We start from the raw sequence: 26153 nt of genomic DNA on the forward strand, positions 1-26153 counted from the left end.
GGGCCTGATGGACGTTTCCGCGCTTGAGCGCTTCCTGCCCGACGAGCGGGCGACCGGCATGCTGGGCGCGGACCTTGCGCTGGCGCTGCGCGCCGGCGATGTGCTGGCGCTCGAGGGCGACCTCGGCGCGGGCAAGACGACCCTGGCGCGCGGCCTGATCCGGGCGCTTGCCGAGGATCCCGAGCTGGAAGTGCCGAGCCCGACCTTCACGCTGGTGCAGGCTTACGAGGCGCGGATTCCGATCCACCATTTCGACCTCTATCGGCTGTCCTCGGCCGCCGAGCTGGACGAGCTGGGCTTTGACGACGCGATTTCGCAGGGCGCGGCTCTGGTCGAATGGCCGGACCGGGCGGCAGGCCGCCTGCCGGCAAGCGCCGTTTTCGTGGAACTCACGCACGAACGCGACGGCAGAACGGCGACGGTCACGGGAACAGGACATGTTTTCGAGCGCATCACCCGTTCGCTCGCCGCGCGCGATTTTCTGGTGCGGTCGGGCCACGGCGACGCGCAGCGGGCATACTTCACGGGCGATGCCTCGGCGCGTTCCTACGAGATCGTTCGCGACGGGCAGCCGCTGGTGCTGATGAATTCGCCGAAGCTGGTGCTCGGCCCGCCGGTGCGTGACGGAAAGCCCTATGCCGAGATCGCGCACACGGCGCAGTCCGTTTCGGCCTTCGTCGCCATCGACCGTGCGCTGAAGGCCGGGGGCGTGGCGGTTCCGGAAATTTTCGCTGCCGATCTCGAACGCGGTTTCCTGCTTATCGAGCATCTCGGCTCGGGAAGTTTCCTTGACGATGGCCGCCCGGTTGCGGATCGTTACGCGGCGGCGGCCAAACTGCTCGCTGCGATGCATGGCCGGAAGTGGCCAAGTCGCATGGAAGCAGCGCCCGGCGTGACCCATACGGTGCCGCCCTTCGACCGCGCCGCGATGATGATCGAGGCCGATCTGCTGGTGGACTGGTATATTCCGTTCTTAACCGGTAAGCCGGCTAATGATGAAATCCGATCCGGATACCATGATGCATGGAGCCAGGTCTTCGACCTCATGGAACGCGCGGAAAAGACGCTGATGCTGCGCGACTTCCACTCGCCGAACCTGATCTGGCGCGGCGAGCGCCGGGGCCACGACCGCATCGGCGTGCTCGATTTCCAGGATGCGCTGATCGGGCCGTCGGCCTATGATCTCGCCTCGCTGGCCATGGATGCGCGCGTGACGGTGCCGCCGGAAATCGAGCGCTCGACCTACGACGCCTATGTCGCCGCGCGCCGTTCGGCGGGGCCGTTCGACGAGGCCGGCTTCAGCGAAGCCTATGCGGCTACGGCGGCGCAGCGGAACTCCAAGATCCTCGGCATCTTCGTGCGCCTGAAGGAACGCGACGGCAAGCCGGACTATCTGCGCCATTTACCGCGTATCCGCGACTATCTCGGCCGCGCGCTGGCGCATCCGGCGCTTGCCGGTCTAAAGGATTTCTACCGGCGCAACGGCCTGCTAGGAGACACTGAAGAATGAGCGGCGCGCCTGATACCGCAATGGTCCTCGCCGCCGGGCTCGGCATCCGCATGCGGCCGATCACCGCCACCAAGCCAAAACCGCTGATCGAAATTGCCGGCAAGCCGCTGCTCGACTGGGGCCTCGACAGCCTGGCCGAGGTCGGCGTCACCAAGGCCGTCGTCAACGTCCACTACCTGCCCGAACAGATCGTCGCCCACGCCGCCATGCGGCAAAGGCCGAGGGTGGTGATTTCCGACGAAAGCGCGGCGTTGCTCGATTCGGCCGGCGGCATCGTCAAGGCGTTGCCGGAGCTCGGGCCCCGGCCGTTCTACATCGTCAATGCCGACACCTTCTGGATCGACGCGGCCGAGCCCAGCCTCGCCAGGCTCGCCTCCGCGTGGGACGCGTCGAAAATGGACATGCTGCTCCTGCTGGCCGACATCGCGTCAGCCACCGGCCACAGCGGCAGCACCGACTTCCTGGTTGCGCCCGATGGCCGCCTGTCCCGCGCCGGCGGCGATCCGGCGGGGCTGATCTACGCCGGGGCAGCAATAGTCGACCCCGGAATCTTTGCCGGCGCAGCAATCGCGAAACAATCGCTCAATCTTTATTTCGACCGCGCAATCGCGGGCGGGCGGCTGTTTGGCCTTCAAATGAACGGCAGCTGGATCACGGTCGGCACTCCGGATGCCATAGCGCCGGCGGAGGCGGCGGTCGCGCGGGCGCAGGCAGTCGGCGCATGAACGGCCGACTTCTGCCGCCGCGGGTGTTTTCGATCCCGCCGGCCGTCGCCTTCCTGCCGACGCTGGCCGAAGCGTTGAACGATGGCCGGCTCGTGCCCGGCTTCCGCTTCGACGGCGATCCGCTTGCGCTCGCCGACGCGACGATTTACGTGCCGACCCGCCGCGCCGCGCGCGAGTTGAGGGGCATCTTCGTCGACAAGGCCGGCGGACGCTCGGCGATCCTTCCGGTCATCAGGCCGCTCGGCGAGTTCGACGAGGACGAGGCTGCCTTCGCCCCCGACAGCGCGGCGGCGCTCGACTTGCTGCCACCCATTCCCGCCGCGGACCGGCTGCTGCTGCTGGCGCCGCTGGTGCGGGCATGGAAGCGGCGGCTTCCCGCCCATGTGGCGGCGCTGTTTGAGGAAGATGTGGTCATTCCCGCCTCGGCCTCCGACGCTCTCTGGCTGGCGCGCGACCTTGCCGCGCTGATGGACGAGATCGAGACCGAGGGTTCCGACTGGAAAAAGCTTGGCGAGCTGGTTTCCGGCGATCTGGCCGGCTGGTGGCAGGTGACGCTCGATTTCCTCGAGATCGTCACGTCGAGCTGGCCGGCGCTGCTTGCCGAGCGCGGGCAATCGAACCCCGCCGTGCATCGCAGCGCGCTGATCCGGCTGGAGGCGGAGCGGCTGCGGCGAAATCCGCCCGCAGGCCCGGTGATCGCCGCGGGCTCCACCGGCTCGATCCCGGCGACCGCCGAACTGCTGTCGGCGATCGCGCGGCTGCCGAACGGCGCGGTGGTGCTGCCGGGGCTGGACAAGGCGCTCGACGAGCGGTCGTGGTCGGTCATCTCGGATCTCGCGCCGCAGGCATCGGTTCTCGGCCACCCGCAATACGGGCTGGCGAAGCTCTTGCGCAAGATCGGCATTCCGCGGGCTGACGTCGAAGAGATTGGCGTCCCTGACAGGGCGATGTCGGCGCGGACGATCCTCGTCGGCCAGGCGCTGAGGCCGGCCGAAACGACGGATGACTGGGCCGCCGGCCGCGCCGGCATGGATACCGGCGGGCTGGCCGATGCGCTCTCCGGCGTGACGCTGCTCGAAGCCGCGAATGAACGCGACGAGGCGGCGGCCATCGCGTTGGCGCTGAAAGCCGCGGTCGAAGCGCCGAACCGCACTGCAGCACTTGTCACCGGCGACAGGAACCTGGCGCGGCGCGTCTCGGCCGAATTGCTGCGCTTCGGCGTGCGCGCCGACGATTCCGGCGGCACGCCGCTCGCCAACACTGCGCCGGGAGCGCTTCTGCGCCTGCTGGCGCAGGCCGCATTCCGGGCCGGCGACCCGGTGGCGCTGCTTTCGCTGCTCAAGCATCCGCTGCTTTCGCTGGGGCTGGAAAGACAGGCGGTGCGGGCGGCGGTGGAAACGATCGAACTCGTGGCCCTGCGCGGCGGAACCGGCCGGCCGGATCTCCATGAGCTGCGGGCATTGTTCGATGAGCGTTATGCCGGCTTGGCAAGTCGGAGCAGACAGCCGGCCTGGTCCAGTCGCCTGAGCGAAAGGCGCATCAACGCAGCGCGCGACGCATTGGCGCGGCTGGCCGAAGCCGTAGCGCCGCTTGGCCCGTTCCGCGAAGCCGGCGAGGTCGAGCTGGCGGCGATCATGCGCGCGACGGTGATGACGCTCGAAAATCTCGCGCGCGGCGCTAATGGGGGCAGCGGCGGCCTTTATGCCGGCGACGCAGGCGAGAAGCTCGCCGAACTCATGCGCGGGCTGGTCGCCTCGACGGCTTCGTTCACCTTCGACGCGGCCGAATGGCCGGACGTGCTGGAGGCGCTGCTTGCGCCCGAAATCGTCAAGCCGGCTCACGGAACCGACAGCCGCATATCCATCTGGGGCGCGCTGGAGGCGCGGCTGCTAAGGGTCGACACGCTTGTCGTCGGCGGGCTGAACGAAGGCGTGTGGCCGCGCAAGCCGCAGGCCGACCGCTTCATGTCGCGTGTCATGAAGACCGGCATCGACCTCGAGCCGCCGGAGCGGCGCATCGGACAGTCGGCGCATGATTTCCAGATGGCGATGGGGACGGAGGACATCGTCCTGTCGCGGTCGGCCCGCTCGGGCGATGCCCCCGCCGTTCCCTCGCGCTGGCTGCAGCGCCTGCTGGCCTTCGCCGGACCCGGTCAGGCCGAGATCATGCGCGCCCGCGGCGCTGCGCTGCTCGACTGGGCGCGGGCGCTTGACGCCGGTGCGCCGGTGAAATTCGCCAAGCGGCCCGCGCCAACGCCGCCGCTCGATGTCCGGCCGCGCCGGTTTTCCGTGACCGAGATCGAAACGCTGCGGCGCGATCCCTACGCGATCTATGCACGCAGGATCCTCGACCTTGCGCCGCTCGATCCGCTGGTGCGCGATCCCGGCGTGGCCGAGCGCGGCACGCTGTTCCACAAGATACTTCACCGCTTTTCCGAAACGGTTGCCGATCCGCGCGACGAAGAAGCCTACGGACTGCTCATCGACGCCGGCCGCGAGACCTTCGCCGAGGCGGCATTGCCCGAAGATGTAGCGGCTATATGGTGGCCGCGCTTCATGAAGATGGCTGCGGAGTTCATCGCCTGGGAGCGCAGCCGCGCGGTAAATGTCGTCAGCCGCCACCCGGAAGCGCGCGCCGAAGCGACGCTCGTCGGCGGCTCCGGCGTGACGCTGTCCGGCTACGCCGACCGCATCGACCTGCTGCCGGCCGGCATGGCCGACATCATCGACTACAAGACCGGCTCGTCGCCGTCGAAAATGCAGGCGCATACGTTGCTGGCGCCGCAGCTGGCGCTTGAGGGCGCGCTGATGCAGCGAGGCGCGTTCCGCGAGCTTGGCAGCCGCACGCCGGCGGAACTCGCTTTCGTGCGGCTCAAGGCCAACGGCCTGGTGCTGGAAGAATCGATTTTGCGTGTGAACGGAACGCCAAAATCCGGCCCAGTGCTTTCGGAGGAAGCCTGGGAGCGCCTGGAGGCGCTGCTCGACCACTACAACAATTTCCAAGCCGGCTATCTTTCGAGGGCGCTGCCGTTCCGCGAAGGCGAGACCGACGGCGACTACGATCATCTCGCCCGGGTCCTGGAATGGTCGGCCGGCGGCGACGGGCCGGACGATCTGGACACCGGCGAATGAAGAAGAAACCCATCGTTCCGAAGGAAACCGCCGACCGGCAGGCAAAGGCCTCCGACCCGCAGCATTCCGTCTGGGTGTCGGCCAATGCCGGCTCGGGCAAGACGCATGTGCTGGCGCAGCGCGTGATCCGGCTTTTGCTGGAAGGCACCGATCCGTCCAGGATATTGTGCCTGACCTACACGCGCGCCGCCGCCGCCAACATGTCGAACCGCGTCTTCTCCAGCCTGTCGGCCTGGACGATGCTCGGCGACGACGAGCTGGCGCAACGGATCGAGGAGCTGGACGGCAGGAAGCCCGATGCCGAGAAGATGCGGCGCGCCCGTCGGCTGTTTGCGCAGGCGCTGGAAACCCCCGGCGGGCTGAAGATCCAGACGATCCACGCATTCTGCGAATCCGTGCTCCACCAGTTCCCGCTGGAAGCCAACATCGCCGCGCATTTCGAGATGCTCGATTCGACGATGGAGCAGACGCTCTTCGCCACCGCGCGGCGCGAGATGATTACGGGTGCTGCAGCCCGCAATCCCGAACTCGCGGAGGCTTTCGCGACCGTGCTGGAGCGGGGCGGCGAATGGGGCCTCGACATGCTCCTGAAGGAGATCGTGCAGAAGCGCGACGGCCTGCGCCTGCTGATCGATGCCGCTGGCGGCGGTCCAGCGCCGTACGAGGCGCTGTTTTTGGAATTCGATTTTGCGCCGGAAGACAGCGCCGAGGGCATCGCGTCCGTGGCCTGGCCGCTTCCCGGATTCCCACCGGATTTCTTTGCGCGGTTTTCCGAAGCAGCGGAGGCGGTCGATGCCCGCTCTGTAATCAAGGACATCCTGCCCGATGCGGTTCTCGCTTTCGCCGAAACCGATCCGGTGAGGCGTCTGCAATTGCTTCAGCGGGGCTTTCTCAAGGGCGACGGCGAGCCTTATGCAACCTCCAGGATGTTCACGAAGAGGCTGCTGGCTCGCCTGCCCGATCTGCAGCAGCGCTACGCGCAAGCCACAGACGCGATCATCGCCGCCTGCGACCGGCTGGCGCTGTTTCGCATGCTCGAAGGCACGCGAGCGGCGCTGACCATCGCCGACTGGCTGATCGCCCGCTACGAACAGCTGAAGGCCGGTCGCGGCTTCCTCGACTTCAACGATTTGATCACCCGCACCGTGCGGCTGCTCGCGCGCCAGGATGCCGGGCCATGGGTGCAATACAAGCTCGACAAGGGCATCGACCACATCCTGCTCGACGAAGCGCAGGATACGAGCCCGGACCAGTGGAACGTGGTCAAGCGGCTGGCCGAGGAGTTTTTTGCCGGGCTCGGCGCGCGCGACAATGTGCACCGCACGGTGTTCGCCGTAGGCGACGAGAAGCAGTCCATCTATTCGTTCCAGGGAGCCGCGCCCGAATCCTTCGCCCAGACCGGCCATGAATTCTCGCAGCGGATCTCGCGCGGCCAACGGCAGCTTCGAGAGGGTCGGCCTTACATGGTCGTTCCGCTCGACCGGCGATGTGCTCGCGGCCGTCGATCTGGTGTTCGCCGGCGAACAGGCCCGCCGCGGCCTGTCGCAGGATCCCGAGCCGCCGGACCACAAGGCAATCCGCGCCAATGAGCCCGGCTATGTCGAGCTGTGGCCCTCCGTCGGCGCCGAGGCGATCGATGAGCCGGAGGACTGGAGGGAAGCGATCGACCATGCCCAGGCCCCGGCGGTGCGGGTGGCCGAGCAGGTCGCCGCGACCATCCAGGGCTGGATCCAGTCCGGCGAGATTATCGAGGGGACCGGCAAGCGGTTGAGTGCCGGCGACGTCATGGTGCTGGTGCGCAAGCGCGACCGCTTCGTCCACGCGCTGGCGCGCAGCCTGAAGAACCGGCGGATCCCGGTCGCAGGCGCCGACCGGCTTAGCCTGCCCGGCCATATCGCGGTCAAGGACATGATGGCGCTCGGCCGGTTCCTGATCCAGCCGGAAGACGATCTGTCGCTGGCGGCTGTGCTCAGAAGCCCGGTCTTCGCCCTGAGCGGGGACGATCTGTTCGCGCTCGCCGCCGGCCGCGGCAAGAGCATGTCTTTGGCTGCCTCGCTGCGCAAGCATGGCGAAACCGACATCCGGCTGGGGCTGATCGCCGAGAAACTCGATGCCTGGGCCGGCGAAGCTGCGTTCAAGCCGGTCTTCGAATTCTATTCGGGCGTGCTCGGCCGCGACGGCGTGCGCCGGCGCATGATCGCGCGGCTTGGCCAGGAGGCCGGCGACATTCTCGACGAGTTTCTGAGCTTCTGCCTCGCAGAGGAGCGGACCGGCCTGCCGGGGCTGGAAGCCTTCTTGGCGACGCTGGAAAGTGCGGGGCCAGACATCAAGCGCGAGATGGACCAGACCCGCGACGAGGTCCGCATCATGACGGTCCATGCCGCCAAGGGGCTGGAGGCTCCGGTGGTGTTTCTCGTCGACAGCGGGGCAGCCCCGTTCAGCGAGCAGCATCTGCCGCGCCTGGTGCCGTTCGAGCCGCAAGGCGAGCTTCACCGCGTCACGGCCTATCTCTGGCGCTCGGCCGCCGACATCGCCAACGGCGTTTCGCAAGCGGCGGCGCTGCGCATCAGGGAGCGCGCCGACGATGAATACCGCCGCCTGCTTTATGTCGGCATGACGCGAGCCGAAGACCGGCTGATCGTCTGCGGCTATCATGGCAAGCGCGGCCAGAACGACGCGACCTGGCACGCCATGGTCGGCCGGGCGCTCGGCGGTTCGGAGCATAGCGAGCAGCGCCCGCATCCGGCGGGCGGCGAACCGGTGCTCCGCTTCCGGGTAAGCGAGGCCGCGCAGGCCGCATCCGCCGTCGAGCCCACCGCCGGGCTTGCGCGCTCCATCGCTGAAATTCCGCAAGGGCTGTTCGACGAGCTGCCTCCCTCGGAGGCGCTGCCGAAGCCGCTTTCGCCCTCCGGCGCCTCGGTGCTGATCGAGGAAACAAAGGAGCCGGTGATTTCCGGCCGCTCGCCGGTGCTCGATCCGGAACTGGAGCCGGGTTTCGCCATCGCCCGCGGCATCGCGCTGCACAAGCTGCTGCAGATGCTGCCGTCCTTGCCCCCAGCCGAGCGCAATGCCGCCGGCCGGCGTTATCTCGAGCGTGTCGGCGCGGGTTGGCCAGACGGGGAACGCGAAACCGCGCTGGCCTCGGTCGAGGCCATTCTCGCCTCGCCGCGTTTTTCGCCGCTGTTTGCGGAAGGGTCGCGCGCCGAGGTCTCGGTCATGGGCAAGCTGAAGGTCAGGGGCAAGGAGCGCGCTGTTTCCGGCACGATCGACCGGCTCGCGGTCACCGCCGGCGAAGTGCAGATCGTCGACTACAAGAGCAACCGCCCCGCTCCGCAAACGCTGGAAGCCGTGCCGCCCGCCTATATCTTGCAGCTCGCGCTCTACCGTGCGCTCCTCCAGCCGCTCTACCCCGGCAAGGCGGTCACGGCGGCGCTCCTGTTCACCGAGGAGCCGAGGCTGATCGAGGTTCCCGCAGCCGTGATGGACGAGGCTCTTGTCCGACTCACGCAGGCGTGACACAAATCCTGCTTGAAGCCATCCGCCTCCGGCACCACATGTGGTGCCACCTCGAACCCCGAAAGGATTTCACCATGGCCACTGTGAAGGTCGACAAGAACAGCTTCAAGGCGGACGTGCTCGATGCCGCCGGTCCGGTAGTCGTTGATTTCTGGGCCGAATGGTGCGGTCCCTGCAAGATGATCGGTCCGTCGCTTGAGGAAATCTCGACCGAAATGGCCGGCAAGGTGAAGATCACCAAGGTCAATATCGACGAGAATCCGGAGATCGCGGCGCAGTTCGGCGTCCGCTCGATCCCGACGCTGATGATCTTCAAGGACGGCGAAGTCGCCGACATGAAGGTCGGCGCGCTGCCCAAGACCGCGCTGTCGCACTGGATCAGCGGCAACGTAGCCTGATTTCGGCAAAAGAATTGCATTCGAAAAGCCCGGCCTCGAGCCGGGCTTCTTCGTTGGCGGCTATATGCTTTTTAAGCACGTATCGACAGCTCACGATCGGCCCGCTAAGGCCTCGAAATCTCGGTGGCTGGCGCGCCATGCCGGGACGCCCGTTCATTCTCCAACGCCGTCCCGGACAGGGTTGACCGACTTTTAACTCACAGCGATGCGCAAGCCGGTGTTATCGAAAAGATGCAGATGGCTGGTATCGAACTTCAGATCAACCGTGTCGCCTGAAGCCACCGGACATTGCCCGGCGACAACCGCAAGCATGGTCTGGCCGCCGCTTATCTTGGTGTGGACGATTGTCTCGGAGCCGAGGGCTTCCACCAGCGCGACGCGCGCCGCGATATCGCCCCTGCCGGCATCGACGAGGCTGATGTGATGTGGCCGCAGTCCGAGCGTCACACCGCCATTCACCGCGTTGACGATTCCGTCGATCTCGAATCCAGCTGAACCGTCCAGCGTGAGGCTCGACCGACCAGTACCGGTGGCTGCGGCCTTGACCGGCAGGAGATTCATACGCGGTGCACCGATGAAACCGGCGACGAACAGATTGGCCGGATGATTGTAGAGGTCGAGCGGCGTGCCAATCTGCTCGATGCGGCCGGCGCGCAGCACGACGATGCGGTCGGCAAGCGTCATCGCCTCGATCTGGTCGTGCGTGACATAGACCATCGTCGCCGACAGCCGCTCGTGCAGGGCGGCCAACTCGGCGCGTGTCGAGATGCGCAGTTCGGCGTCGAGATTGGACAGCGGCTCGTCAAGCAGGAAGGCGGTCGGATTGCGCACGATGGCGCGGCCGATCGCGACGCGCTGGCGTTGGCCGCCGGAGAGCTGGCCGGGGCGCCGGTCGAGATATGGCGCGATTTCCAGCATCCGCGCCGCTTCGGCGATGCGCGCATCGATCTCGGCGCGCGCCATGCGGGCGTTCTCCAGTCCGAAGGCCAGGTTCTGGCGCACGCTCATATGCGGGTAGAGCGCGTAGGATTGAAACACCATCGCCAATCCCCTGTCGGCGGCTGGGACCGTGGTCACGTCCTTGCCGTCGATCGCGATGGCGCCCCCTGTTGGCCGATCGAGCCCGGCGATGAGCCGCAGCAGCGTGGACTTGCCGCAGCCGGAGGGCCCGACGAAGACGATCAGTTCGCCGTCAAGGATATCGAGATTTATGTCGTGCAGCACGCCGACTTTGCCGAAGGCCCTCGATACGTCGGTGAGTGTGATCCGGCTCATGATTTGCCTCTATTTCAGACCGGAGCCGGCAATGCCGGTGGTGATGAAGCGCTGAAGGAAAATGAACACCAGGACGACCGGGATCATGGTGACGACAGTCATGGCCAGGATGTAATGCCATTGCACGTTGAGTTCGCCGGCATAGGTGTTGAGACCAACCTGCAGCGTATAGAGCTCCCTGCGCGACAAGACGATCAGTGGCCAGAGGAAGTCGTTCCAGCGCCAGACGACGGAAAAGATCGCGAGTACCGCCAGCGCGGGGGCGGTCAGCGGCAGGATGATGCGCCAGTAGATCTGCCATTCGGACGCCTTGTCCATGCGTGCTGCATCGATCAGCTCGTCGGGGATCGTCAGCATGTACTGGCGCAGCATAAAGACGCCCGTGGGCGTCGCCACCGTGGGCAGGATCACGCCCCATAGCGAGTTGAACAGCCCCATCGCCGAGATGACCGAATAGAGCGGCACCAGAATGACGGAGAGCGGCACCATCAGCGTTGCGACGATGAGCATCATCACAGCGGAGCGTCCCCGGAAATTGTACTTCGACAGCGCGAACGCAGCCATCGAATTGGTCAGGAGCGTGATCAGGGTCGCGACCACGGTGACGAAAACGGAGTTGCGCAAATAGAGAAAGAAATCGAAGGCGAGGAAAGGCTGGACATAATTGTCGAGCGCGAAGGCGATGCTGCGCTTGGGCGTGCGGTTCTGGATGTTGACGCGTATCATCTCGCCCGGGTTGGCGGGATCGACCATCTGCGCGACGATGCCGAGGCGGCGCACTTCGGCGAGCACGCGCACGCTGCCGTCGTCATTGCGCACTTCGAAGAGCTGCAGCGGTTCCTCGTAGCCTTCCACTACGGCTTCCGCGGTGACATAGGGCAATATGGTCGGGGGGAATTCTGCCAGCGCGGCGGGCGTCTTGAACGACGAGTTGACGAGCCAGAGCGCCGGGCCGAACATGACGATCAGCCCGCCTATCAGCCAGAACCAGGTGAAGACGTCCGTCCAGTGCCAGCTGGCGCCGCCGCGCCGGCGGAACAGGAATTCCGCAACACTGCTCATCGCGTTTTGCCCCGCTGCTCGTTGCGCCTTGCGATGCCGAGCTGGATCAGGGTCAGCACGACCAGCACCGCGCCCATGAGGATCGAGGCGGCGGAGGCGAGCCCCGGATTGCGCAGCAGCGACGCAAAGCCGACCTCGTAGATGTACTGCGTGAGAAACAGCGTGCTGGTGCCGGGACCACCGCCGGTCAGCACATAGACTTCGTCGAATATCTGCACGGCGCGGATGAGTGTCAGCACCAGCACGACCAGGAGGTTGGGCGCCAGCAAGGGCAGCGTTATGCGCCAGAAGACGCGCCAAGGCCGCGTGCCGTCCATCTCGGCGGCCTCATAGAGGTCTTTCGGAATGGCTTGGAGGCCGGCGAGAAGGATCAGCGCATAGAAGCCGACATGGGCCCAGACCGACACCATGATCGTGGCCGCGAAGGCCCAATTGCGCTCCACCAGCCAGTTGACCGGGGTTCCGCCCATCTCGAACACCATCAGGTTGAGCAGACCCTGCCGCTGCAGTATCCAGCGCCAGATGAGACCGACCACGACCGGAGACAGAAGGACAGGGAAAAAGAACACGGCGCGCCAGAAACTGCGCGCGCGCAGGTCCCGGTTGAGGACGAGCGCGGTGACCAGCGCCACGGCGACCATCATCGCCACCTGCAGCACGACGAAGGCCAGAGTGTTCCAGACCGCGATCCAGAACAGGTCCTCGGTGCAGCTCTTCGGGTCCAGATAGCTGCCGCAGTTGAACAGCCGCTGATATTGCTCAGCGCCGACGAAGGTGCGGTCGCCGAGGAACAGCGCCCCGCCACCGGTCATCGAATACAGGATGTTGATGACCAGCGGAAACAGCACGAAAATGCCGAACACGAGCATGTTCGGCGCCAGGAAGAACACGGCCATGCCGTTGCTGCCGGTGCGCCGCTGCAACATGCGCAGCGGCGCATCGAAAAGATTGGCAAGCCAGCCCACCGGCGCCAGGATCATGGCGCCGGCGCGAGTTGCGATGCCGTTTCGGACCTCTTCCATGAAAGTGCCGCGACGGCTACTTCGAGGCTTCGGCAACTTTTGCCTTGATGTCCTCGTCGATGCGCACGAAAGCCTCGTCGAGCTTCAGTTCGCCAGCCATGACCTGGCTTATGCGCGTCACCAGGGCGCCATAGACGGGGGTTCCCCATTTCCAGGCAGGCAGGGCCGCGGCATTCGGCGCGATCTTGCCTGAAGCCTTGATGAAGGCGTCGAGCGATGCCTTGACGTTCTCGTCATCGCTCTTGAAATCGATCTTGCCCGCGAGAACGCCCTTGTGCGCGGGCAGGAACAGGGTGCGCTCGGTGAACTCGCGCACGATGTCCTCACGCGCCAGGAAATCCATCACCTTGCCGACTTCAGGCGCGTTCTTCGTGTATTTGATGGCGACCAGCGCCGCGCCGCCAGGCAAGCCGGTGCAGGCGGCAGGGCCGCACGGCGAGCCTGTCGCCACCCAGTCGAAGTTCTTGCCGATCTTGCCGGCGAGGTTGGCAACCTGCCAACTGCCCGAATAATAATAGGCGATCTGGCCGTTGATGAAGTCGTCGGCCCCTGCCCGATATGTGGTGCCGGATGCCGACACCCAGGTTTCCTTGTTCATGCGGCCGTCTGCGACCCAATTGACCAGCTTTTCGGCGAACGCCTTCGTGCCGGCGTCGATCGGCGCCGGCAGTCCATCGCCGCCGATGTAATTGGCGCCATAAGAGATGTTCGGCGCTGAAATACGATGGCCGCTGCGGTCAATGGCAAAGGCAGCGTTGAGCTGCTGGCTCTGCTGCACCTTGCCGGCGGCGTCGATCCATTCGTCCCAGGTCGCGGTTTCGGCCGGGATCGGCACGCCGGCCTGTTCGAAAAGCGTCTTGTTGACGAAGCCGCCGGTCAGCGTGATCTGGGTCATGAAGCCCGGAACGATCTTGGAGCCGTCGGGGCGCATCCAGTCGAACTGGTCGCCGAAATTCGTCTGCCAGTATGCGGGATCAGCCACCACAGGCGTCAGATCGAGCCAATGATCGGCGAGTTCCTTGATATTGGTGACGCGGGCGATGTCGGGACCCCGTCCTGCCTCGAGTTCGACCGGGAGCTGCTCCTGGATGACCTTGTAGGCGACGTTATCGAGAATGACGTTGATGCCCGGATTGTCTTTCATGAAGCGGTTGAGCAGGTCCTGGATAACCTCCCCCTCGACGCCGTCAGAGTACCACATCACGCGAACGTCGCCTGCGAACGCCGTCGACGACAGGAGGCCCGCCGAAAGGCCCAGGATTATCGAATTCATTCTCATGGTTCACTCCTCCACTTTGTGCGGCTTCACCGCTTGATTATCGTTGTCCGAAATCTTGTCGGGCTCCCTTTGGTCCGATCCTCACCTGGTTGCGATTGCGTCGGGTGTGAAGAACGTGGCTTCGCCCGTGACCTGCCAGCCGCCCGGATCGATCACACGCCCCTCCGCCTCGATGCGGCCATCTGGATGGAACAGCACCTCACCGTATTCCGGGTCTTTGACCTGCAGAAGGTCATTTTTTCCGCGGCCAAGCGCGAGCTGGGAAAACCGCGCCTCGAATTTCTCCAACGAACTGTATTGCCGGCGTCGGCCCAAGCGAGTGATCCATACGGCTTGATGGCCCGGCACGCGCAACTCGTTTCCAGCGGTCGGTCCACGGCCGACCAGCTCGAAGGCGCTGTCGGCCTTCAGCATCGCGAGCCCATCGCCGCCGCGGGCCGAAGCGATATATTCCTTGACCCACGCTTCATCGAACGCGCCCTGTGGGAACCACGCATGGGTAAAGTCGGGCTGCTCGGCAGCGCAGCTGAACAGCGCAACGGCCAGGTCGCGGTATTGATGGATGCGCGGTAGGGATCCGGAGCCGCCCCAGTAGGACGGACGGCCGTAGCCGGAATGAATCGTCTCGCCCGGATGGTTGATCCATATCTGCGCGTCGGGATTGTCGCCCAAGCGCAGATGAAGCACCGTTTCCTGATAACCCCATTCATTCCAGCGATAGGCTGCGGCACTTCCCATGGCGAAATCGCGGGTCTTGTAATGGTAGAGCTTGGCGATCCGGTTCTGGCCCTGCGCGAAGCACCATTCCTGCGCGCCGTCGCCCTCCATGCAAGCGAGGCTGGTCAGTTCTTGCGGGACGTGGAGGCCATGGTCGCGCAGGCAGAGCGCAAGCTGCGGCAGAGCGTGGAAGCGCATGCCGTAGAAACCCTTGCCCCACAGCATGCGCGCAATGCCGGAAAGTTCCAGCGAACGGGCGGCCCGCAGCGTATGTTCGTAAGAGCGTCCCTGCGCACCGGTAAGGACGCCCTGCTGAGCGGAGCGGGCGACGATCTCGAGCAGGCGGTTGATTGCAGCCCCGGCGCGCCGGCGGACATCGGCATCGGGCGCAAGCGCGTACAGGATCGTCAACCCCTTCAGATCGATCGGGAAATAAGGGGCGGAGTTGAATTCCGCCATTTCCCATTCCTCGAAGTGATCGAGCCAGGCGCGCACGCGCGCAAGGCCGACAGCCGACTGCTCCGCGCCGGTACGCCCTGAGCGGACGAAGCGGGCCTCGGGCAGGAGATGGCCGCCGAGATAAGCCGCAGTGTGAAACAGGAGTGCGTGGTTTTCGGAGAAGTACCACTGCACGTCGTTGCCCGGCTCATCCATCCAATAGCGGTAGTTGAGGATCGCCGCGTCAATGCGGCGACGGAGATCGACAGCGATCGAGTCGCCATAGACGCGACGGCACCAGAGCAGTGGAACCAGGATGAAATCGGCGCAATCGTGGCAATCCTCGATTGCCGGCAGCGCAGCGGCGATCATGGCGTCGGTTTCGGCTCCGCCGCGACCCGTCGCCAGCCGCGCCAGCGCACGCACTGTATCGGCCTCCGCGAAATTGGCGACCTGTTCCAAGGCTTCGCCGACCCTGTCGGCAAGGACGGCAGGGGCGCTGCCCTGGCGCTCCGCATGGCAGATCTCTACACCGAAGACTCGCCTGACGACAAAGCCGGACGAGGAGAGCGACACGGCGAAATGCCGGAAGTCGGCGGGGAGGTCTTCCGTGGCGGCAATAGCGATGCGGTTTGCCCCCGCTTCGATGCGGCGGCGGAAGATCACGGGTTCTTCGATCGACATGAAGTCGCCTTCGATCTCGATCGATACGTCCGCCGCAACCGGCAGCGCTACATCCGTCACCAGCGCCACTTCGCCGCAAGAATATGCTGGGCGCTCGAAATGCATTGCGTCGAGTGCCTCTTCCATCGCCGCCGCGACATCGCCTTTGACGGTCGTAGGCAAGGCATGTTCGGCGTCGGGACCAGTCAGATAGTCGAGTTGGAAGAAGTAGCGTGCGTCGCGCTCGGCGAGATCGTCGAACCAGATGCTGATTTCGTTGGCGCCGGCGACGAGATCGACCTCGAAATCCTGAGAAGCCTCGAGATTGCGCCCGTAGGGCGCCATCCAGCCGGCCTCTACTCCGTTGACGAACAAAACGGCGCCGCCACAGGTGCGAAGCCGCAGCCGCGCCTGGCCGGCGGAGGCTGCGTCGAGCACGGTACGTGCCCAGGTGCCGATCGCGGTCGGGCGGAACCAGAAGCCCGACAGGTCGACGCGCGGCGAGCCGAACGGAAGCCAAACACGGTCCGGCTCGAACACTCCCTGCGGCTCAGGTCGTTTCCCGCGGCGTTCGGCGGCAAACTCGGTTCGGCAGGGATATTCGTGCGGGATAAAATTCTTGTGCTTGGTGAGGAAGAAGAAGGGGTCCATCTCCCCTTGCATCGGCTGATCTGCAACGTCGTAGCGCTGCTCGGACGTTGCGCCCACGAGCCAGTAAACGACGGGACCGCCGAATGCGAGCGGCCGGCGCAGCGTAAGATCGCGTTCGATCGGTTCCACGGCGTTCATCGCAGCGTCTCAACAGGTACGGGGGACACGTCGTTATAGGCCTGGTTCTCGCCCGTCATGCCCCAGACGAAGGCATAGGGGCCGGTGCCGCTGCCCATATGGATCGACCAGGCCGGCGAGATGACACAGTCGCCATTTGCCACCATCAGATGGCGGGTGTTGTCAGGTCGTCCCATCAGGTGGACCACCCGGTCTTCCGCCGCGAGATCGAAATAGAGGTAGGCCTCCATGCGCCGCTCATGCAGGTGAGGGGGCATGGTGTTCCAGACGCTGCCCGGAGCGAGATCCGTGATGCCCATCAGCAGCAGGCAGGAAGGCGCGACTTCCGGATGAATGTACATGCGCAATGTGCGCTTGCTGGCGCGCCGCTCCTCGCCGAGTTCAAGCGGTTTCGCCTCGGACTTCGCGATCAGCCGGTGCATGATGTCTGCGCCTGCCGGAACCGAGTTCATATAGAACCAGGCGGGGTGCGCGGCGCTGTCGCTTTCGAGCGTCACCTGTTTGGCGCCGCGCCCGACATAGAGCACATCGCGATTGGCAAGCGCGAAGCGCTGTCCGTCGACGCTTATGGTTCCCGCGCCGCCGAGGTTTGCGATGCCCATCTCGCGCGCGGTGAAGAAATGAGGCGTGCCGACATCCGCGCCGTCGCCGAAACCAAGCGGCTCTCCGGTTGGGCAGGCGCCGCCGACGATCATGCGGTCGAGATGGGTGTAGGCGAAGGCGATGCGGCCCGGCTCGAACAGCCGCTCCACCAGAAACTCGGCACGCAGCCGCTCCGTCCCGTAACCGTCGATGTCGCCCGGACCGGCGCCGAAGAGAACGCGCATCGTCATGCCGCGGCCTCGGCAGCTTCGGCATGGATCATCCCCTCGGTAAGGCAGAGGATCGCCAGGGCCTGGCCGTAGCCGGTAGGCTGAATCGGGATGTCGCGATAGAACTGGAGATTATGGCCCATGCGGGTGCCGTAGGACACGTTTCCGAGCACGCCGCCCTCATCAATGTTGGCGAGAACAGCGTCGAGTGCGCGCAGGCCCGCCGGACCGCACGCCTTGGGTCCGATGCCTATGCGCGCAGCCTTCATGAGACCATAGCCAATGCCGGCCGTGGCCGACATCTCTTCATAGGACGCCGGGTCGTCGAGCAAAGTGTGCCATGCGCCAGACGGCGCCTGCAGGCGCAGCAGCGTTTCGATCTGCGCTTCCAGCACGCCGAGCAGATAGGCTTCGACTGGCTTGCCGATACCGCCATTTTCGATCAGGTCGAGGATGCCGACCGTGATCCAGGCGTTGCCGCGGGCCCAGAGCGCGCGGGCAAAATTATGTCGGCCGGCAAATGTCCAGCCATGGAACCACAGGCCCGTTTTAGGGTCGGCGAGATAGCGAGCATGGACGAGGAACTGGCGAACAGCCTCGTCGATGCAAGATTGCCGGCCGGCCGCGCGTCCATAGAAAGCGAGGAACAGGCCAGCCATGAACAGTGTGTCGTCCCACAATTCGTCGTCGTTGATCTTGTCGGAGACGTTGTGCTGGAACCCGCCCTCGGGCGTGCGCGGCATGTCGCGAACTAGCCTTTCGGCCCATTCGCCGAGCGGAGCTTCCCAGCGCGGATCGCGTGTCGTGCCCCAGAGCAATGCCAGCGCCATCATTGGAGCGGTGGTATTGATATTCATCGGCGGCAGACCCGCCCTCAAATGGCGCTCGTACCAGTCTTCGATTGTCGTCAAAAGCTTCGGGTCGCGATTGTGCCGCCAGAGGCAAACGAGGCCGTAGAGCCCCACGCCCTGCGGCCATTCCCAGGAATCGAAGCTGATGTAGTCGCCGGCGGTGCCGTCGAGGTTAGGCTCGTCGAAACGGCCGTCATGGCGCAGGCCCGTCATGCCATGCACGAGCAGGTCGAGCTTCGAGCGCATATCTCCCGCTGACGGCGTCACTGCTCCTCCCAAGTTTGCACGATGCCGGGCAAATGGGTGCCACAGGCATTTTTGTTGCGCAATCTGAAATTTTTTTGCAGCATGCAGATCTTGGGAGGGGACAGCCGATGGTCGTCAAGATCGAAAGCGGAAAGCGCGGCACACTCAGCCGGCGCGTACGGCTCGAAGACATTGCCGCGCGCTGTGGCGTCTCCGTCAGTACGGCGTCGCGGGCGCTTGCCGGTGGCAAGGGTGTGCGCAGCGATCTTCGATCGACGATCATCGAAACCGCCAAGAAGCTGAACTACACGATCCCGACTTCGATCACCGGCCGCAAGGTGATCCTCGCCGCGAGCAACGCCGCGATGATCGACTATGTCCGCAACCAGTTCACCTTCTATGTGCTCGACGGACTGAACGAGCGTGCACGGACTCTCGGTGTCGAGCTGGTGTCGCGCTCCATCGCCGACACCGGAGAGCAGCTCGCGCTGCTTGATGAGGCCAGGCAGGACAAGAGTGTCGTCGGCTGCCTGTTTCTGACGCTTGACGATGAGGCGGTGCTGACGCTGACCGGCGGTTTCGGCAAGCCGATCGTGCTCATAAACGGCGACGACCCGGCGATGCACCATTCTAGCGTGACGCCATGCAACCGCTCCGCGGCGCATCTCGCGACGCAGCACCTGCTCGACCTTGGCCACCGGCGCATCCTGTTCCTGATGCGGCGCGGGCGGCGCACCATCGAGCGTCGCTTCGAGGGCTGGCAGGATGCGCTGCGCGAGCGCGGCCTGGCCGCCGAGGGCCTGGCTGTGGAGGTGTCGGATTGGCTGCCGGACCTTGCGGTGGAAGCGATCGCGCGGCGCATCGAGGGTCGTGGCCTCGACTTCACAGCCGTGCTCGCAGCGGGCGACAGCCTCGCTATCGGCGCTATGATGGCGATCCAGAAGTCCGGTTACAAAGTGCCTGCCGACGTGTCGGTCATGGGTATGGATGACCTGCCGCAGGCGGCTTTCCAGAACCCGCCTCTCACGACGATGCATATCCCGATGCGCGAGATCGGCGCGGCGTCGCTCGACCTCCTGCTCGCGGATCTCGGCGGCATGGACCTGCCGCCGCGCCGTGTCGAATTCGCCTGCCATATCGTGCAACGCCAGTCGACCGGCGCGGTCCGCGCCTGAGCCGTATGGTTCACACCGATGTGCGGACCAGGCCATCACTAAATCGATGGCGTCGCGTTCGAGCCGTCTTCGAAGCGTCCGTAACCTCCGCCGAAGAAAATCAGAGGTTCGCCGTCTCGCAAGGTCGCGGCGGTCACTCGGGCAACGACGATCAAATGGTCGCCGCCCTCGTGCCCGGAAATCCGCGCGCATTCGAACCGCGACAGGCAGCCCCCCAGCAGCGGCACGCCGGCATCGTTCAGGTCATGCGGGAGACCGTCGAAGGCTTGACCCACGCGAGCGAAGCGCTGGCTCAGTTCCATCTGCTCTGCGCCCAGAACATGAACCGCGAAATGCTGGCAGCCGGCGAAGGCGGCAAAGCGCTTCGAATGCCGGCCGATCGACCAGAGCACGATCGGCGGGTCGAGGGACACCGATGCAAAGCTGTTCGCGGTAATGCCGATGGGTCCCTCGGGCGTCATCGTGGTGACGACGGTGATACCGGTCGCAAACCGGCCGAGCGCGTCGCGGAACTCGCGCTTGCGATCGGGGCCGGGCACGAAGCTTTTCATCGGTTGCTGCTCGGGGTCGAGGAAGTGGTACATCAGGCGACCTCCTGGCCGAGGGGTGCGGTGCAGGGTTCGTCAAGGCGAATTCGCATCATCATCATCGCCGTTCCCCGGTTCCGAGCGGAGTCGCCGGGGTGATTTCCGGCACCCGGCCATAGGCGTGCGGCAGCGAGCAGGTCTTGATGTTCGGCAGCACGCGCTTGCCAAACGACAAGGCCTCGTCGAGATGCGGATAGCCGGAGAAGATGAAGGCGCGGATGCCCATTTTCCGGTATTCCTCGATCTCGCTCATCACCTGGTCGGTCGAGCCGACGATCGCGGCGCCGCAACCGGAGCGGGCGCGGCCAATGCCGGTCCACAGGTGCCGCTCTACATAGCCTTCCGCGTTAGCGCCGGCGCGGTTCTTTGCCTGGTGCGCGACGCCAAGGGATGTCGCGTCCAGTGCGCGGGCGCGGATAATCCTGCCCTGCTCGTCGTCGAGTTTCGAAACCAGCTCCTCGGCATATTCGCGGGCTTCAGCTTCGGTGTCGCGCACGATCACGTGGACCCGCAGACCATAATCCAATGTGCGGCCATGGGCGGCTGCGCGCTCATGGACGTCGCGCATGCGCTGAGCCAGCACGTCCTTGGTCTCGGGCCACATAAGATACACGTCGCACTGTGCGCCGCAGAGTTCGAGCGCGTCGGGAGAATAGCCGCCGAAATAGAGCAGCGGCCCGCCATTCTGCTGGTAGGGTTTTGCGGGATCGGCGGTTACTTTCTTGAATTGGTAGATCTCGCCCTGATGGTTGATCTCGTCGCGCGTCCAGGCCTGACGCAGGATCTCGACGACCTCGTGCGAACGCCGATAGCGGAAGCGGCTGTCGGCGACTTCGCCGGGAAAGTCGGAAGAGATGACGTTGACGGTCAATCTGCCCTTCAGCATGTGGTCGAGCGTGGCGAGCGTGCGGGCCAGCATGATCGGCTGCATTTCTCCGCAACGTACCGCCGCGAGAAGATTGATCGTCGAAGTTATCGGAGCGCAGCCCGCCACGAAGGACAGAGTGTCCTGGCCGACCTGATAGGAGGAGGGACACAGGATATTGCGAAAGCCCAGTTCTTCGGCCGTCTTGACGATATCGGAGCAGTGCTCCCAGCTCGACCGCAGCGCGCCATCCGGTACGCCGAGATAGCGGAAATCATCGGAGCACAAAGCGGAAAACCACGACACTTCCGTTGCGTCGAGATCAGCGGACGTCACCGGAACCACCGTCAATGTCCGCACTCCCTTCATCGTTAATTAGTGCCGCGACCATCTTTCCCTATTGAATATCATTCGTGTTCGTGTAGATCAATAGTGTATCAATTTTGTGGTGGAGACAATTTGACCCCGTCCAGAAACGTCTACGCGCTGCCGATGCATCAGCAGGTAAGCGAAATGCTGATCCGCGAGATCGCGGCTGGGCGGATGATCGAGGGCGAGAAGCTTCCGCCTGAGCGCGACATGGCTGCGGGCCTCGGCATAGCAGTCGGCACGTTGCGCAAGGCGCTCGGCGATCTCGAGCGCAAGGGCTTGCTCAGTCGCATCCAGGGTTCCGGCAACTACGTGCGTTCGCAACCCGACGTGGCCAGTGTCTATTCCATGTTCCGGCTGGAACTCCTGGAGGGAGGCGGGCTGCCGACGGCGCGCGTTCTGTCAGTCGATCGGCTGGCGAAACCGATGGACCTGCCGGTATTCGGATCCAGCGGCGAGGCCCATAGGATAAGGCGGCTGCGCAGCCTCGGCGGCAAGCCGGCGGCGCTGGAGGAGATCTGGCTCGACGGTTCCCTTGCGGAGACGGTTGGTATCGAGGAATTGTCGGATTCGCTCTATCTCTACTATCGCAAGGCGCTCGGCGTATGGATCTTGCGTGCAGAGGACCGTGTCGGGGTCGGCGAGGTGCCGGAATGGGCGCTGCCTGAATTCGGCCTCGCACCGGGCGGCGCCGCCGGCTTCATCGAGCGTACCGGCTGGATGCAGGACGGCGCCAGCGCGGAGTTTTCCAGGACATGGTTTGATCATGGCATCGCGCGCTATGTCGCGCGGCTGCGATAGGGAACGGATATGGCGAAGCACATTTCCTACGGCATTATCGGCTGCGGCATGATGGGGCAGGAGCATCTTCGCAACATCGCGCTGCTGCCCGATGTCGGCGTCGCGGCGATCTTCGAGCCCGACGCGACGATGCGCGCACGCGCGGCAGGCCTAACCCCGGAAGCCTCGATCGCCGGCTCGGTCGCGGAGGTGGCGGCCGATCCGCGCGTCGACTGCCTGCTCATCGCAAGCCCCAATCATGTGCATTTCGCGCAGCTCAAGGAAATCGCGGCTATCCGTGCGCTGCCTATCCTGGTCGAGAAGCCGCTTTTCACCGATCCGGTCGACGCAGCCGCGGTGAAGGCGTTCGCCGCGACCTATACCGCACCAGTCTGGGTCGCAATGGAATACCGCTACATGCCGCCGGTCGCTCGATTCATCGAGCAGGCGCAGAACGCCACCGGCGGCATCCGAATGCTGACGATCCGCGAACATCGTTATCCATTCCTGGACAAGGTGGCCCACTGGAACCGCTTCAACCGCCATTCGGGCGGCACATTCGTCGAAAAGTGCTGCCATTTCTTCGATCTCATGCGGCTGATTCTGAAATCCGAACCGGTAAGAATCATGGCGTCGGCCGGGCAGGAAGTGAACCATCTCGACGAAAATTATGACGGCGAGACACCCGACATCTGGGATTGCGGCTACGTGCTGGTCGATTTCGCCAGCGGCGCGCGCGCCATGCTGGAACTGTGCATGTATGCAGAGGGCAGTCGCTATCAGGAGGAGATCAGCGCCGTCGGTGCTCGAGGTAAGGTCGAATGCCTCGTGCCGGGTCCGGGCCGCTTCTGGCCAGCTCATCTCGGCGCGGCGCCGACGCCGCAGTTGATCGTGAGCCCGCGCCTTCCGCAGGGACCGTACACCGTCGAGATTCCGGTCGACCCGCAACTGTTGGCGGCCGGCGATCACAACGGCTCGACTTTTTATCAACATCAGCGGTTCTGCGCCGCCGTGCGAGGCGAAGGGCAGGTTGAGGTGACCTTGGATGATGGCTGGAAAGCTGTCGCCATGGGTATGGCCGCGCAATTGTCGTCAAAGCAGGGGGCGGTCATTTCCAACCCGCTCGATGCTGCTTTAACCTGCTGACGAGCTTCGTTTCGGAGCGCAGCCCGACAGCGTGTCGATGGTGCTGTTGGCTATCCCGTTCGAGCGTTCTGATCGTCAGCAGATAGCAATAGCGCCTGTCGGCGAGCACTTCGCTCTAGCAATCGGCGCATCACAAATCAGTGGGGCAACGCCGCGCCCTGATAAGGCCCTCCGACAAGCTCGCAGGCGTTCTCCTAGGGAAGCTGCGTGGGTCCCTCCTGTGTTCGCTTGATGAACTCCATCATGAGGGAGAGTGCTGGTTCGGCGTGCGTCTCAAGCAGGAAGTGCCCGCCGTCGAAAATGTGAGCCTCCATACGCGGCAGATCCTGCATCCATGACAGCGTTTCAGCGATGTCGAACCACGGGTCGTGGCGGCCCCACAGCATGAGCGCAGGCGGTTGCCATTTTTTCAGATAGCCGGCGATCGCATCGAAACGCGCGGCGTGGTTCTTATAATCGGCGATGATCGCGTGTTGGGTCTCCATGCGGCCGGGAAGATTCATCACCCTCCAGTCCTCGACCCAGGGTTCGCCTCTGATCGTGGCGGCGACATCCTCCGGCAGGCCGCCGGTATATTGCTCGCGTGTGAATTCGAAGGTCAGGTGGGGAGTTGCGGCCGCTTCGTTCTCTTTTGTCGGTTCTGACCAGAATTTTATTGTGGCGTCCCATAGGGGGCCGAAGCCGGTTCGATGCGCGTTTGCGTTCTGAATGATGAGACCCGAAACCAGCTCAGGCACGTGCATCGCGATCTGCAGGCCGACAGGCGCGCCCGAGTCATGCAAGTAGATAAAGCGGCGCTCTATCGCGAGGTGATCCAGTAATTCCGCAGTTGCGCCGGCGAACGCTGTAAACGAAGCCGACGGCAGAACGTCGGATTGGCCGTAGCCAGGCAAATCAGGCGCGACCACATAGGCGAGGCGAGCCAAGCCAGGGATTAAATCGCGAAATGTTCGCGATGAGCTTGGAAAGCCGTGCAGGAGGAGCAAAGCGGGGTTGGATGGATCGCCCGCAGTGACATAGGCAAGCTCGGTTCCACCGGAGAGACGCATTCGGCGTTGTGCAGGCAGGCTCATGTCAGGATTCCGTTTTGCCGTCTGGAAAAGGAGCTCAACTCAAACGAGCGTCACGAGTTCCGGATGTCGCCAAGAAGCGTGTGGCCGGTCTTCCTTCATGGTCGGGCAATTTGTCAGTGTCCACACGGCGCCCGGCAACCTGGACAAATGTCTCGACCGCCGGATTTATTCAACCAATCGGTTGACTTTCTGAAAACGCGTGCTTATGTTCAACCGCATGGTTGAATTAGAAACACCCCAGATGAACTCCGTATTTCACGCTCTCGGCGACGCAACGCGCCGGCAGATGCTTCGCGAACTCGCCAACGGCGAGCGAACGGTGGGCCAGCTTGCGGAACCCTTCGCGATCTCGCTCGCGGCTGCCTCGAAGCACATCAAGGCGCTGGAGAACGCCGGCCTGATCCGCCGCGAGGTGCGCGGCCGCATCCATCTGTGCCGCCTCGACCCTGGACCGCTCGCCGGCGCCCATCAGTGGCTGAGCTTCTACGAACGCTTCTGGACCGGTCGTCTGGACGTCCTCGAACGGCTTCTCCGCGAGGACGACGCACGCAAATCCCCCAAACCCGAACCTGAACCCAAAGGAGACGACCAATGAACGAACTCGCGACCCTGGACGCCTATGGCGTGCTGACCGAGCCTGCCACGTTGAAGATCCAGCGCCTTCTGCCCGGCCCCGTCGAGCGCGTCTGGGCGTATCTCACGGAGAGCGAGCTGCGCCGCCAGTGGCTGGCAGCGGGCGATATGGAAATGAATGTCGGCGCGCCCGTCGAGTTGGTCTGGCGAAACGACGAGCTTACCAACCCGCCCGGGCAGCGGCCGACGGGCTTCTCCGAAGAGCAGCGGATGCAGAGCCGGATCACCGAACTCGATCCTCTCCGCAAGCTCGCCATCGCCTGGCAAGGCAGCGGCGACGTATCCTTCGAGCTGGAACCGCAGGGCAGCGAGGTGCTGCTCACCGTGATCCATCGCCGCCTGCCTGATCGTGCAACGACGCTGATGATCGGCGCCGGCTGGCACATGCACCTCGACATCCTGGCCGCCCGCGCGACAGGCAAGGAGCCGGAGCCGTTCTGGGATGGCTGGAGCCGCCTGAGGAAGGAATACGACAAGCGGGTGCCCGCCTGACGGAATTCACGAGGTGAAGCTCCGCCTGGTCCAACGGGCGGAGCGCCTAGAACCCGTTCTGCTTTGGGTGGAGCCGGTTCTCGATCTGCAGACCGGATCGCGATCATCACCGCTTCCTCGATCCGGCCGCCTCGCCCTTGCCGTGCTCGGCGGCCTCCTTCGCGCGAAACCGGGCGATGTCTTCGATTAGCTTCACGGGAACGTCCTCCGATAGCGGAAAGCGGATCGTGCCCTTGCTGACTTTGTACGGCGAAAGCTCGTCCTCGAACGCCGCCACGAGGCTGTCGGTCGCGGGATAGAGCGAATAATGCCGCTTCCAGCCGGCGAAATAGATCACCACGCGGCCATGCGCCCTGTAGGCGGGGATCTGGTACGAGATCACCTCCTCGGCTTCGGGAACGGCCTTGCGAATGGCGCGCCGCACGCGCCCGAGCATGTCCTGCGCGGCCCCCGGCTGGGAGGCAATATAATCGTCCACGGATTTGAAGTCGGTCCTGGCCATCGTGCCTCTCCGCTGCTGCTCCGCCGGCACCGCACTGGCGGGCATCACGGCATTATCGCCCGCATGGCTTTCGGTTCAAGCGCCCGTCCGATCGCCT

The 26153-nt window shown here is 64.6% G+C and carries 20 protein-coding genes and 1 pseudogene; 10 read left to right on the top strand and 11 right to left on the bottom strand.

Features of this window, described 5'->3' with window-relative positions; translation table 11 throughout:
- Nucleotides 1-7 precede the first annotated feature (7 nt).
- The 5 genes and pseudogenes from tsaE (at nucleotide 8) to trxA (ending at nucleotide 9280) form a co-directional block, all read left to right on the top strand.
- Nucleotides 8-1510, top strand: coding sequence for a tRNA (adenosine(37)-N6)-threonylcarbamoyltransferase complex ATPase subunit type 1 TsaE (gene tsaE / locus ACG873_RS24365; protein WP_394888375.1), 1503 nt, complete (start codon nucleotides 8-10; stop codon nucleotides 1508-1510).
- Nucleotides 1507-2235: a nucleotidyltransferase family protein gene (locus ACG873_RS24370; protein ID WP_394888376.1), complete on the top strand. Its 729-nt coding sequence runs from the start codon at nucleotides 1507-1509 to the stop codon at nucleotides 2233-2235. The genes tsaE and ACG873_RS24370 overlap by 4 nt, the downstream gene beginning before the upstream one ends.
- Complete coding sequence (gene addB, locus ACG873_RS24375) at nucleotides 2232-5366, top strand: double-strand break repair protein AddB (protein ID WP_394888377.1); 3135 nt, start codon at nucleotides 2232-2234, stop codon at nucleotides 5364-5366. The genes ACG873_RS24370 and addB overlap by 4 nt, the downstream gene beginning before the upstream one ends.
- Nucleotides 5363-8882: pseudogene (gene addA, locus ACG873_RS24380) on the top strand (double-strand break repair helicase AddA). The gene addB and the pseudogene addA overlap by 4 nt, the downstream one beginning before the upstream one ends.
- A gap of 74 nt (nucleotides 8883-8956) precedes the next feature.
- Nucleotides 8957-9280: a thioredoxin gene (gene trxA / locus ACG873_RS24385; RefSeq protein WP_165026084.1), complete on the top strand. Its 324-nt coding sequence runs from the start codon at nucleotides 8957-8959 to the stop codon at nucleotides 9278-9280.
- Between the two features lie 192 nt (nucleotides 9281-9472).
- Here trxA and ACG873_RS24390 read toward each other — a convergent pair whose 3' ends face one another.
- The 7 genes from ACG873_RS24390 to ACG873_RS24420 all read right to left on the bottom strand — a co-directional run bounded on the left by ACG873_RS24390 (nucleotide 9473) and on the right by ACG873_RS24420 (nucleotide 18455).
- On the bottom strand, nucleotides 9473-10555 hold the full coding sequence (locus ACG873_RS24390; RefSeq protein ID WP_394888378.1) for an ABC transporter ATP-binding protein: 1083 nt from the start codon (nucleotides 10553-10555) through the stop codon (nucleotides 9473-9475).
- Nucleotides 10556-10564: 9 nt separating this feature from the next.
- The gene (locus ACG873_RS24395) at nucleotides 10565-11617 is read right to left on the bottom strand and encodes a carbohydrate ABC transporter permease (protein WP_394888379.1); all 1053 of its coding nucleotides are present in this window, start codon (nucleotides 11615-11617) and stop codon (nucleotides 10565-10567) included.
- A complete protein-coding gene (locus ACG873_RS24400; protein ID WP_394888380.1) occupies nucleotides 11614-12639 on the bottom strand; it encodes a carbohydrate ABC transporter permease in 1026 nt (341 codons plus the stop codon). Before ACG873_RS24400 ends, ACG873_RS24395 begins: the two co-directional genes overlap by 4 nt.
- Nucleotides 12640-12655: 16 nt before the next feature.
- Nucleotides 12656-13918, bottom strand: coding sequence for an ABC transporter substrate-binding protein (locus ACG873_RS24405; protein ID WP_394888381.1), 1263 nt, complete (start codon nucleotides 13916-13918; stop codon nucleotides 12656-12658).
- 81 nt (nucleotides 13919-13999) lie between these two features.
- Nucleotides 14000-16525, bottom strand: a complete 2526-nt coding sequence (locus ACG873_RS24410) for a hypothetical protein (RefSeq protein WP_394888382.1) — start codon at nucleotides 16523-16525, stop codon at nucleotides 14000-14002.
- Nucleotides 16522-17358, bottom strand: coding sequence for a 5-dehydro-4-deoxy-D-glucuronate isomerase (gene kduI, locus ACG873_RS24415; RefSeq protein WP_394888383.1), 837 nt, complete (start codon nucleotides 17356-17358; stop codon nucleotides 16522-16524). Before kduI ends, ACG873_RS24410 begins: the two co-directional genes overlap by 4 nt.
- On the bottom strand, nucleotides 17355-18455 hold the full coding sequence (locus ACG873_RS24420) for a glycoside hydrolase family 88/105 protein (RefSeq protein WP_394888384.1): 1101 nt from the start codon (nucleotides 18453-18455) through the stop codon (nucleotides 17355-17357). Before ACG873_RS24420 ends, kduI begins: the two co-directional genes overlap by 4 nt.
- Nucleotides 18456-18562: 107 nt before the next feature.
- Here ACG873_RS24420 and ACG873_RS24425 point away from each other — a divergent pair, with 107 nt between their 5' ends.
- The gene (locus ACG873_RS24425; protein ID WP_394888385.1) at nucleotides 18563-19609 is read left to right on the top strand and encodes a LacI family DNA-binding transcriptional regulator; all 1047 of its coding nucleotides are present in this window, start codon (nucleotides 18563-18565) and stop codon (nucleotides 19607-19609) included.
- A 38-nt stretch (nucleotides 19610-19647) separates the two neighbouring features.
- On the opposite strand, the gene ACG873_RS24430 is transcribed toward ACG873_RS24425, so the two are convergent.
- Nucleotides 19648-20193: a flavin reductase family protein gene (locus ACG873_RS24430; RefSeq protein ID WP_394888386.1), complete on the bottom strand. Its 546-nt coding sequence runs from the start codon at nucleotides 20191-20193 to the stop codon at nucleotides 19648-19650.
- Between the two features lie 61 nt (nucleotides 20194-20254).
- Nucleotides 20255-21412: an LLM class flavin-dependent oxidoreductase gene (locus ACG873_RS24435; RefSeq protein WP_394888387.1), complete on the bottom strand. Its 1158-nt coding sequence runs from the start codon at nucleotides 21410-21412 to the stop codon at nucleotides 20255-20257.
- 141 nt (nucleotides 21413-21553) lie between these two features.
- Here ACG873_RS24435 and ACG873_RS24440 point away from each other — a divergent pair, with 141 nt between their 5' ends.
- Both ACG873_RS24440 and ACG873_RS24445 read left to right on the top strand, forming a co-directional pair.
- Nucleotides 21554-22231 carry a GntR family transcriptional regulator gene (locus tag ACG873_RS24440; RefSeq protein ID WP_394893680.1) on the top strand — a complete coding sequence of 226 codons (678 nt, stop codon included), beginning with the start codon at nucleotides 21554-21556 and terminating at the stop codon, nucleotides 22229-22231.
- Nucleotides 22232-22240: 9 nt separating this feature from the next.
- Nucleotides 22241-23356: a Gfo/Idh/MocA family protein gene (locus ACG873_RS24445; RefSeq protein ID WP_394888388.1), complete on the top strand. Its 1116-nt coding sequence runs from the start codon at nucleotides 22241-22243 to the stop codon at nucleotides 23354-23356.
- Between the two features lie 194 nt (nucleotides 23357-23550).
- Here ACG873_RS24445 and ACG873_RS24450 read toward each other — a convergent pair whose 3' ends face one another.
- A complete protein-coding gene (locus ACG873_RS24450; RefSeq protein WP_394888389.1) occupies nucleotides 23551-24429 on the bottom strand; it encodes an alpha/beta fold hydrolase in 879 nt (292 codons plus the stop codon).
- Nucleotides 24430-24646: 217 nt separating this feature from the next.
- Between ACG873_RS24450 and ACG873_RS24455 the strand changes: the two genes are divergently transcribed.
- Both ACG873_RS24455 and ACG873_RS24460 read left to right on the top strand, forming a co-directional pair.
- Nucleotides 24647-25024 carry an ArsR/SmtB family transcription factor gene (locus ACG873_RS24455; protein WP_394888390.1) on the top strand — a complete coding sequence of 126 codons (378 nt, stop codon included), beginning with the start codon at nucleotides 24647-24649 and terminating at the stop codon, nucleotides 25022-25024.
- Nucleotides 25021-25554, top strand: coding sequence for an SRPBCC family protein (locus tag ACG873_RS24460; protein WP_394888391.1), 534 nt, complete (start codon nucleotides 25021-25023; stop codon nucleotides 25552-25554). The genes ACG873_RS24455 and ACG873_RS24460 overlap by 4 nt, the downstream gene beginning before the upstream one ends.
- A 106-nt stretch (nucleotides 25555-25660) precedes the next feature.
- Here ACG873_RS24460 and ACG873_RS24465 read toward each other — a convergent pair whose 3' ends face one another.
- Nucleotides 25661-26056, bottom strand: coding sequence for an iron chaperone (locus tag ACG873_RS24465; protein WP_394888392.1), 396 nt, complete (start codon nucleotides 26054-26056; stop codon nucleotides 25661-25663).
- Between the last annotated feature and the right edge of the window lie 97 nt (nucleotides 26057-26153).

It is taken from the genome of Allomesorhizobium aridi, from assembly GCF_043769475.1.
Taxonomy (GTDB): Bacteria; Pseudomonadota; Alphaproteobacteria; order Rhizobiales; family Rhizobiaceae; genus Allomesorhizobium.

What these genes read in the sequence shown, in the direction of transcription:
- ACG873_RS24440 (WP_394893680.1), top strand. Translation starts at nt 21,554, where the DNA reads ATGCATCAGCAGGTAAGCGAAATGCTGATCCGCGAGATCGCGGCTGGG.
- ACG873_RS24405 (WP_394888381.1), bottom strand. Translation starts at nt 13,918, where the DNA reads ATGAGAATGAATTCGATAATCCTGGGCCTTTCGGCGGGCCTCCTGTCG.
- ACG873_RS24395 (WP_394888379.1), bottom strand. Translation starts at nt 11,617, where the DNA reads ATGAGCAGTGTTGCGGAATTCCTGTTCCGCCGGCGCGGCGGCGCCAGC.
- ACG873_RS24410 (WP_394888382.1), bottom strand. Translation starts at nt 16,525, where the DNA reads ATGAACGCCGTGGAACCGATCGAACGCGATCTTACGCTGCGCCGGCCG.
- ACG873_RS24450 (WP_394888389.1), bottom strand. Translation starts at nt 24,429, where the DNA reads ATGAGCCTGCCTGCACAACGCCGAATGCGTCTCTCCGGTGGAACCGAG.
- ACG873_RS24460 (WP_394888391.1), top strand. Translation starts at nt 25,021, where the DNA reads ATGAACGAACTCGCGACCCTGGACGCCTATGGCGTGCTGACCGAGCCT.
- ACG873_RS24425 (WP_394888385.1), top strand. Translation starts at nt 18,563, where the DNA reads ATGGTCGTCAAGATCGAAAGCGGAAAGCGCGGCACACTCAGCCGGCGC.
- kduI (WP_394888383.1), bottom strand. Translation starts at nt 17,358, where the DNA reads ATGACGATGCGCGTTCTCTTCGGCGCCGGTCCGGGCGACATCGACGGT.
- ACG873_RS24465 (WP_394888392.1), bottom strand. Translation starts at nt 26,056, where the DNA reads ATGGCCAGGACCGACTTCAAATCCGTGGACGATTATATTGCCTCCCAG.
- ACG873_RS24445 (WP_394888388.1), top strand. Translation starts at nt 22,241, where the DNA reads ATGGCGAAGCACATTTCCTACGGCATTATCGGCTGCGGCATGATGGGG.
- ACG873_RS24390 (WP_394888378.1), bottom strand. Translation starts at nt 10,555, where the DNA reads ATGAGCCGGATCACACTCACCGACGTATCGAGGGCCTTCGGCAAAGTC.
- tsaE (WP_394888375.1), top strand. Translation starts at nt 8, where the DNA reads ATGGACGTTTCCGCGCTTGAGCGCTTCCTGCCCGACGAGCGGGCGACC.
- trxA (WP_165026084.1), top strand. Translation starts at nt 8,957, where the DNA reads ATGGCCACTGTGAAGGTCGACAAGAACAGCTTCAAGGCGGACGTGCTC.
- ACG873_RS24455 (WP_394888390.1), top strand. Translation starts at nt 24,647, where the DNA reads ATGGTTGAATTAGAAACACCCCAGATGAACTCCGTATTTCACGCTCTC.
- ACG873_RS24430 (WP_394888386.1), bottom strand. Translation starts at nt 20,193, where the DNA reads ATGTACCACTTCCTCGACCCCGAGCAGCAACCGATGAAAAGCTTCGTG.
- addB (WP_394888377.1), top strand. Translation starts at nt 2,232, where the DNA reads ATGAACGGCCGACTTCTGCCGCCGCGGGTGTTTTCGATCCCGCCGGCC.
- ACG873_RS24370 (WP_394888376.1), top strand. Translation starts at nt 1,507, where the DNA reads ATGAGCGGCGCGCCTGATACCGCAATGGTCCTCGCCGCCGGGCTCGGC.
- ACG873_RS24400 (WP_394888380.1), bottom strand. Translation starts at nt 12,639, where the DNA reads ATGGAAGAGGTCCGAAACGGCATCGCAACTCGCGCCGGCGCCATGATC.